Raw genomic sequence first — 7,630 nt, 5'->3', positions numbered from 1 at the left:
GCTCCAGTTGCTCCGTTAGTTCCATTCGTTCCGGTTGCACCAGTTGCCCCTGTTGCACCCGTTACGCCTGTTGCGCCGGTGGCTCCTGTTGCGCCAGTGGCTCCATTTGTTCCTGCTGTGCCAGTTGCGCCTGTTGCTCCGGTAGCTCCAGTTGCTCCAGTTGCTCCAGTTGCTCCGTTAGTTCCATTCGTTCCGGTTGCACCAGTTGCCCCTGTTGCACCCGTTACGCCTGTTGCGCCGGTGGCTCCTGTTGCGCCAGTGGCTCCATTTGTTCCTGCTGTGCCAGTTGCGCCTGTTGCCCCTGTTGCGCCCGTTGCTCCATTTGCTCCGGTTGCACCAGTTGCTCCTGTAGCTCCGTTAGTTCCTGCTGTGCCTGTCGCACCCGTTGCTCCTGTTGCACCGGTAGCTCCAGTTGCGCCGTTTGTTCCTGCTGTGCCAGTCGCGCCAGTTGCCCCTGTTGCGCCCGTTGCACCGGTAGCTCCGTTAGTTCCTGCTGTGCCAGTCGCACCTGTTGCACCGGTAGCGCCCGTTGCTCCGGTAGCGCCGGTTGCTCCGGTAGTTCCATTCGTTCCGGTTGCACCCGTTGCTCCGGTAGCTCCAGTTGCACCTGTTGCTCCGTTAGTTCCTGCTGTGCCTGTCGCACCCGTTGCACCTGTTGCACCGGTAGCTCCGGTTGCGCCGTTTGTTCCTGCTGTGCCAGTTGCGCCTGTTGCCCCTGTTGCGCCCGTTGCACCGGTAGCTCCGTTAGTTCCTGCTGTGCCAGTCGCACCTGTTGCACCGGTAGCTCCAGTTGCTCCGTTAGTTCCATTCGTTCCGGTTGCACCCGTTGCTCCTGTTGCGCCGGTAGCTCCAGTTGCACCAGTAGCTCCGTTAGTTCCTGCTGTGCCTGTCGCACCTGTTGCACCGGTAGCTCCGGTTGCGCCGTTTGTTCCTGCTGTGCCAGTTGCGCCAGTTGCCCCTGTTGCGCCCGTTGCACCGGTAGCTCCGTTAGTTCCTGCTGTGCCAGTCGCACCTGTTGCTCCGGTAGCGCCGGTTGCTCCGGTAGCTCCAGTTGCACCTGTTGCTCCGGTTGCACCTGTAGCTCCATTTGTTCCTGCTGTGCCAGTTGCGCCGGTGGCTCCTGTTGCTCCGTTTGTTCCTGCTGTGCCTGTCGCACCAGTGGCCCCTGTTGCACCCGTTACACCTGTTGCACCCGTTACACCTGTTGCACCCGTTACGCCTGTTGCTCCATTTGCTCCGGTTGCTCCGGTTGCACCAGTTGCTCCTGTTGCTCCTGTTACGCCAGTGGCCCCTGAGCCGCTACTGCTGCCGCTACCTGGCTTTTTCTTTTTCTTCTTTTTCTTTTTATTTTTATTATGATCGCGGCAATTGATTGCATTTCCTGAAGAATCTCGGCAGTAAAAACCAGAGGGGCTTTTGTTCTGAGCCTCACAATTATTTGAAAAAAATACAGGACTAAACGCAAAGACTGCGGAAACAAAACTCACTTTTATTACTGCAATCTTAAATCCGCTCAAGTACATAAAATAGCTCTGAACCAGTAATCCAAAAACTTTAAATCTACTAAATTCCAGACAATTCGCATTTATGACGAACTTAGTTAGATAAAAACTACCCGCAAATCAATTGTTAAGATAGTAACGATACATCGTCAACTTAAACTAAATAGCTTTAGTCCTAATTGTAAAAATTTTTAGCCTTGTAGTATCAACTAGTTGTTCCCCCTAGCTTGAATAAATAGAATCTAGCAAAAAATCCCTACAACTATTATGTCATTTTAGACTTGCGATTAAACTCTTACATAACGATCTAAATTCCTTTCCGCTGAGCTTGCCCTTTCGACTCGAACGTGAGTTTCTATACTCAGCATTTTTAGATGCTGCTAGTTTATGGTTGACATATGCTTCGTATTTCAACTTTATACTTTTTCGGTTAATTTTCGCTGCCTTTCCACTAAGTTTAATCGTTCCATTTGGAAACGACTGAACCTGTTTTGAATTTCCACAAATTTTATCGGCAATGCTTAACCTGATATTTACTTGTTCGCTGGCCTTAGCTGGCGCACTAACAAGGGAAACGCTAAAGCCTTTTTTAGAGTAGATATTATTGTTACGATTTTTATTTCTTTGGTCACGCCCAATGATTTTCATCGTCCATGTTGATTCTTGAGGCGGAGGCACTGGCGTAAAGTTATTTTTGATGTATTGCACGAGCTCACTCAGCGCCATTGGTTCATTTATTGGAGCAGCTGAGCCAGTCTGATCTAAATTATTAACGCCATGACAACTCGCGCAGACTCGAATTTCACCCGGCTGGAATGTGAGCCATACTCTTTCTCGCACAACCCCCTTTCCGGCATCATCAGTAAGGTGCCAAGTCAGGGCACGTTGCGCAGGAACAAGTGCTGCCATCGACCCATCAACTCCTAATTTTACGGAACCAACTGGTCCATCGTGAGGGACATTTTGAGCTGCTGGGTCATGCAATGGTTTTGCAATGATGCGGCGCCCTGCTTGTGGAGAATCAACGCCACCATAACCTCGGACTTGATCGCCTTGAAAAATCTGCATGTACTCTACGTCATAGATTTTACCCCCAGCGCCCAACTTTTGATGGTCAGTGCCTGGGATTTTTAAGTTAAATGGTTGTTGTTTATCAGCGCTGTCGCGAGTCAAGACATCGCGTGAAACAATTAGCGCCAAGTTATTTTCACGTAGCAAAGTGCGTAAAGTTTCAACTGACCCATAATCACGCTCAATTACAGTTTGTTCAATTGCAGGCAATGCCGCTTGACGCATGCCCGGACGAGTTCTGGAACGTAGTTCTATAGGTTGAAGCTCCCAGAGCTGTCCTGAATAATTCAGATGCACATCCGGGCTCCACCAATCGACAGTTTTAGAAATCCCTGATGTTAGTGCCGTAGCTGACGTATAATATGCTCCCGGCTTTGCTAAATAACGAATGCGGTATTGGTAACGTGAGTTAGGCGAATTTCCTGACCCAGCATTCTCATCTTGCCTTGTTTCAGTTGTATGTGCTGCCAGGTAATTACCATTCGAGAGGCGAATTGGATCGCGATATAGTCCACTGTGATTTGAGCTCGGATTATCTGTAGCAAAAGCTGTATCTGGATGAGTCAAATAAGTCACAGACATTTGGTGCGCGGGCACGGTTGGTGCTCCGTTAATGCTCGCGATTTGGCCGGACGCATGTGTGCCAAACTCCTGACAGCGTGTTCCTAAAAATGTTCCGGGGTTTAATGGATCTTCAGATAAATGTAGAAAAATATCCATTGGATTCTGATTAAAGCGTGTTGATGAATCATAAAACTCATCTAAATTTGGATCGTCATTAAACGATCTATCAAAATAACCTGCTAATTCGTGACGACCAACATGATTTAAAGTTTCATGTTCCGTCCCGTCCTCATTAATCTGCCAGGGAAAAAAGAAATTAAATGTATGCAAATTAAGTGTCGGGTCAGTCTGACGCACAACAGATCGCGGTTCTGGAAAAAATTCTTGGATTGAATTTATCCGCGAAGCGCTTTCACTCTCGTCAGCATAATTAAATGCGCCATATCCGCCTGCATCAGCCTGTTGATCTTGCTGCAGATGGTCCCAACGTGAATAAATAACACGGCCAAAACTATCGACTAATGGATTAAATGCACCCGATGGTGCGTGATCTAAGATCTTAAGTTCTCCTGTCGTAGGATTTAAACTCCAAAGTCCAGAAACGATATCACTTGATTCATATTCATCACGCTGTGGATAAAGGTGCCTAGCTCCGTTACGTGGTCGGTCAGACATAAAAAGAATTTTGTCGTCTGTGCCGTATGTCGGCATCACGTTATTAAAATCCACAGGCTGATTGGGAACTTTGGTAATTACTGGAGTTTCATTTTTTCCAAGCCCGGTTACTTCATAGATCTGAAAATAAAAATCTTGGACTTGATATTGATGAGTCGGCGCACCAATAACCATACTAAAAATTACTTTCGTGCCAGACCAGTGCACCGCAGGGTCGCGTACAGCAATTGAGTTTGCACCCTGAAAACCGGAATTTCCGTATCCTGCAGTTTGCGTTAAATTCTTATACGTTCCATCGGCATAGCGAATCCAAAGGTCTCCTCCGCGTGGGGCTTCATAGACTCCACCCTTGTGATTGCCGAAAGTTCCAAAGCCGGCACCAAAACCTTGATAGAAGGGAACTTGAGTAATAAAGACGATGTCTTGGGATAAAACTGGCGATGCTGCAAAGATGCAGATAAAAAGTAAGAGTTTACGCATAAATACCTATCGGCAGGTTTGCGAGAATCTTGTAGAGCTAACGCATCGATTAGCTTATTTTTTCAATAAAATCAGCGGGATAACGCAATAAATATTTTGCAAAAATATCGTGCGACGTTAGACTTGATAGCTAGAGTACGTTAGTTCCTATTCCTTCGGGTAGTTGATGGTAATTTAATACAAGTTTTTCTAATTTATCTTGAAATCCACCAATGTGAATTAAGCAAGGCGTCACCTCGTAGCAAAGCGATTGCTACGAGGTGAACACCATGGAAACTTCTCACATTATCTTGATTGTCTTTGCTTGCGTTGTAGCATTCTTTTGGTTGCCTTGCGGGCTGCTTTTTTACTATTTATGGCGCAGCGACAAGCGGCCAAGACGAGATCATACTGATCAGATAACTCCCTACACTCAGTATGCTTACGGCAAGCTACTTGAAGGCATCGCAGAGCTACGTGATTTGCATGACGCAAGTGCAATGCCCGCTGGGCTAGAAAATGTTCTTGGAATTTTGCTGCAGATTGCTAGCGATCTAGCCAGAACGGATTCAGTTGCTGGAGCGCTGCACATCAGTGATCGCTTAACCACCGCAACTCAATGTCTCGTCCCCTCTTCGATCGCTAAATCATATTCGCCAAGCTGGTGTAACATTGTCAGCATCTTCAGTCGCACTGCACGAGCAATTGCCCTTGATCCATCCGCGTTATCAGCGTTAGGTAAGATTTGGCATGCCCGCGAGGTGCTTAAGGCCGCTTCGGTCAGTAATTACGAAGCGGATCAATTGATCCGCAACACAAGTGCGCTGCGAAAACCGTGATAATAAAGATTAGGTGATGTATGAGGTTTTCCAAATCAGGTTGATACCATCAACTCCCTAATCTTCTAGCTTTTGCAAAACTAGCATCAGCAAGTCAAGCAGAGAAAATCTAGTCTGAATGGACATTCTACCTGCAACAGGCTACCTTAATGCCAATCAAAAAATAATGGAGTAGCTATGCAATCACTTGGTTCTCTTTTCTCTGGCATTGTAATTTTTATTTTAGTCATTGGCGGGATGTCGTGTTTTCACATCGTTCCTCCTGGGCACCGTGGAATTGTAATTACCTTAGGTAAGGTCAGTCCCGAACAAAAGCCTGAGGGCTTAGTTTTCAAAATGCCCTTTGCGCAAGTAATTCGTGATTACCCGATTATGCAGTTAAAAGCTGATGGCCAATCAGCGTCTTTTTCCAGTGATTTACAACAAATGTCGATTTCATTTTCGGTCCTCTACCGCATTCCAGAAAGCCAAGTTGTAAAGCTTTTTCAAAATTACAGTGGTGACCCCTATAGTAACTTGATTGAACCGCGCGTACAAGAAGGAGTAAAGCAAGTTGCTGCGCTTTATCGCGCAGAGGATTTGGTTAAGCACCGCGAAAAGGCCAAAAACGAGGTACTTGAACGAATTCACGGCAGCATTGGCGAAGTTTTAAAAATTGAAGATTTAATTATCACTAACATCGATCTTTCCGACCAGCTTGAGCATGCAATTGAGCAAAAAGTCGTGCGTGAGCAGGAAGCCTTGGCTAAGTCTTTTGAATTAGAAAAAGAAAAGCGCCAAGCTGATATTACGCTAGTGCAAGCTGAAGCTGAGGCTAAGGCTGTAAAAGTCAAGGGTGATGCACTGAAAGAAGCTCCGCGCGTAATCGATCTTGAGATTGCGCAGCGTTGGGATGGGAAAGCCCCGCTTTCAGTTTCTGTCGGTACAAATTCTCCTGCAAATGTGTTGTTGCCACTGTCTAGAGCTGAAGACCGCTAGGAGCTTTAGCCCCAAAGTGGCAATAGCGTGATGGAGTAATCCCGACTCTTTGGCTTAGGCTTGAACTCATACTTAACCTTGAACTTCTTTAGTTCAAGGTTAAGGTTAAGTTCAAGTGCAAGCCTAAGGGGTGAAAGAAAACTTGCCGTTTTCTTTGGTCCAACCTTTCTTTTTCGCACAGAATTCTTTTGTCGTGCTCACGCACAACATGCAAAGTTACAAAAAGAAAGCCTACCGCTTTCTTTTTGCTTACATGACCTAGTCCTTTCATGGAATAGGTCCAGCTAACGCTGCTTTCTCGCGCAGTATTATTGGTCGAGCTAAAGCTCGACGGAAAAGTAACCCCAAAGAAAACTAACCGTTTTCTTTGGTCCAACCTTTCTTCTCCGCACAGAATTCTTTTGTCGTGCTCACGCACAACATGCAAAGTTACAAAAAGAAAGCCTACCGCTTTCTTTTTGCTTACTTTTTCTTTCTCGCGAAAGAAAAAGTAAGTGGAGTTGAAGGGGATCGAACCCTCGACCTCTTGCATGCCATGCAAGCGCTCTCCCAGCTGAGCTACAACCCCGGAATTATGTGAAGTGGGCGTGTTTGATGCGTATGGGTGTTGGTGAAGATAGACAGTTTAGGCTTGTAGATCAAGTTCTGCGATATACTTTGCAAAATCTAGAAATGGTTGTGGATCGAGGGCGCGGCCGTTATCGCGAATTTCGTAGTGTAAGTGTGGGCCTGTGGAGTGGCCAGTTGAGCCGACTTGGCCGATTTTACTGCCGCGCGACAGTTTATCACCTACGCGCACGTTGAATGCTGAGAGATGGGCATAGACTGATTCGAGGTCAGAGGTGTGTTCAATAATGACGACATTGCCGTATCCGCTTTTTGGGCCGGCGTAGATAACTGTGCCATCAGCTGAGGCAAGGACTGCGGTTCCATAGTCGGCTGCAATATCGATTCCGGAGTGCATTTGATAATTGCGACCGAATGGAGAAAGTCTGGTGCCAAAGTCAGAGGTAATACGTCCTGCTGCTACGGGAGAGCCTAAGGGGGTATGTTTAAGTGTTTTAACTTGATTATCTAGGATAATTGAAAGGTCGTAATTTGATTTTAGCGATATTTTATCGAGGTGGTTATTTCCGAGTAGGAAGAACGGAGAATCGATATTAATACCGCCACCGATCGCGGATTCGTCAGTTGTTGTAGATGATTTGCGGCCAGCGTCATCAGAGCTAAGGGAGCGGATTTTGGCTAAAACTTTCTGTAGTTCATTTGCCTGGGTTCGTAATTTTGCTTCATAGCCTTGAACGCCTTGTAGCGCAGAGCGAACGCGGTCTAAGCCGTTGTGACTGCCTTGGGGGGCGTGTAGGCTGAGATATACGAATAGCGCTGTGGCGATTGCAGCCAGAGTTTTTAGGACGCGATTAATTTCGGCGCGTGTCTTTGTTTGTAAAAATATGTTTTTAAATTCCATAGTTCTTGCTTTTTTGTGTTGCAAGTTTTGAACCTGAACGTGATAGCAGCTAGAGCACTACATGGCAAATTTCC

Annotated in this window: 5 protein-coding genes and 1 tRNA gene; 2 read left to right on the top strand and 4 right to left on the bottom strand. The window is 46.5% G+C overall.

Annotation, left to right across the window (positions count from 1 at the left end):
* Together JNK13_05160 and JNK13_05155 are read right to left on the bottom strand one after the other, a co-directional pair.
* The coding region (locus JNK13_05160; GenBank protein ID MBL7662123.1) for a hypothetical protein at positions 1-1,523 on the bottom strand (1,523 nt) is incomplete at its 3' end.
* A 249-nt stretch (positions 1,524-1,772) separates the two neighbouring features.
* Entirely contained in the window at positions 1,773-4,292 is a 2,520-nt protein-coding gene (locus JNK13_05155; GenBank protein ID MBL7662122.1) for a hypothetical protein, read from the bottom strand.
* A 269-nt stretch (positions 4,293-4,561) separates the two neighbouring features.
* Between JNK13_05155 and JNK13_05150 the strand changes: the two genes are divergently transcribed.
* Together JNK13_05150 and JNK13_05145 are read left to right on the top strand one after the other, a co-directional pair.
* A complete protein-coding gene (locus JNK13_05150) occupies positions 4,562-5,110 on the top strand; it encodes a hypothetical protein (protein ID MBL7662121.1) in 549 nt (182 codons plus the stop codon).
* A 177-nt stretch (positions 5,111-5,287) separates the two neighbouring features.
* Complete coding sequence (locus tag JNK13_05145) at positions 5,288-6,088, top strand: prohibitin family protein (protein MBL7662120.1); 801 nt, start codon at positions 5,288-5,290, stop codon at positions 6,086-6,088.
* Between the two features lie 495 nt (positions 6,089-6,583).
* Here JNK13_05145 and JNK13_05140 read toward each other — a convergent pair.
* Together JNK13_05140 and JNK13_05135 are read right to left on the bottom strand one after the other, a co-directional pair.
* Positions 6,584-6,656 (bottom strand) — tRNA-Ala (locus tag JNK13_05140).
* A gap of 57 nt (positions 6,657-6,713) precedes the next feature.
* The gene (locus JNK13_05135; GenBank protein ID MBL7662119.1) at positions 6,714-7,556 is read right to left on the bottom strand and encodes a M23 family metallopeptidase; all 843 of its coding nucleotides are present in this window, start codon (positions 7,554-7,556) and stop codon (positions 6,714-6,716) included.
* Between the last annotated feature and the right edge of the window lie 74 nt (positions 7,557-7,630).

Source organism: bacterium, assembly GCA_016786595.1.
GTDB lineage: Bacteria > Bdellovibrionota_C > UBA2361 > SZUA-149 > JAEUWB01 > JAEUWB01.
This window is presented reverse-complemented; position numbering and strand designations above follow the sequence as displayed.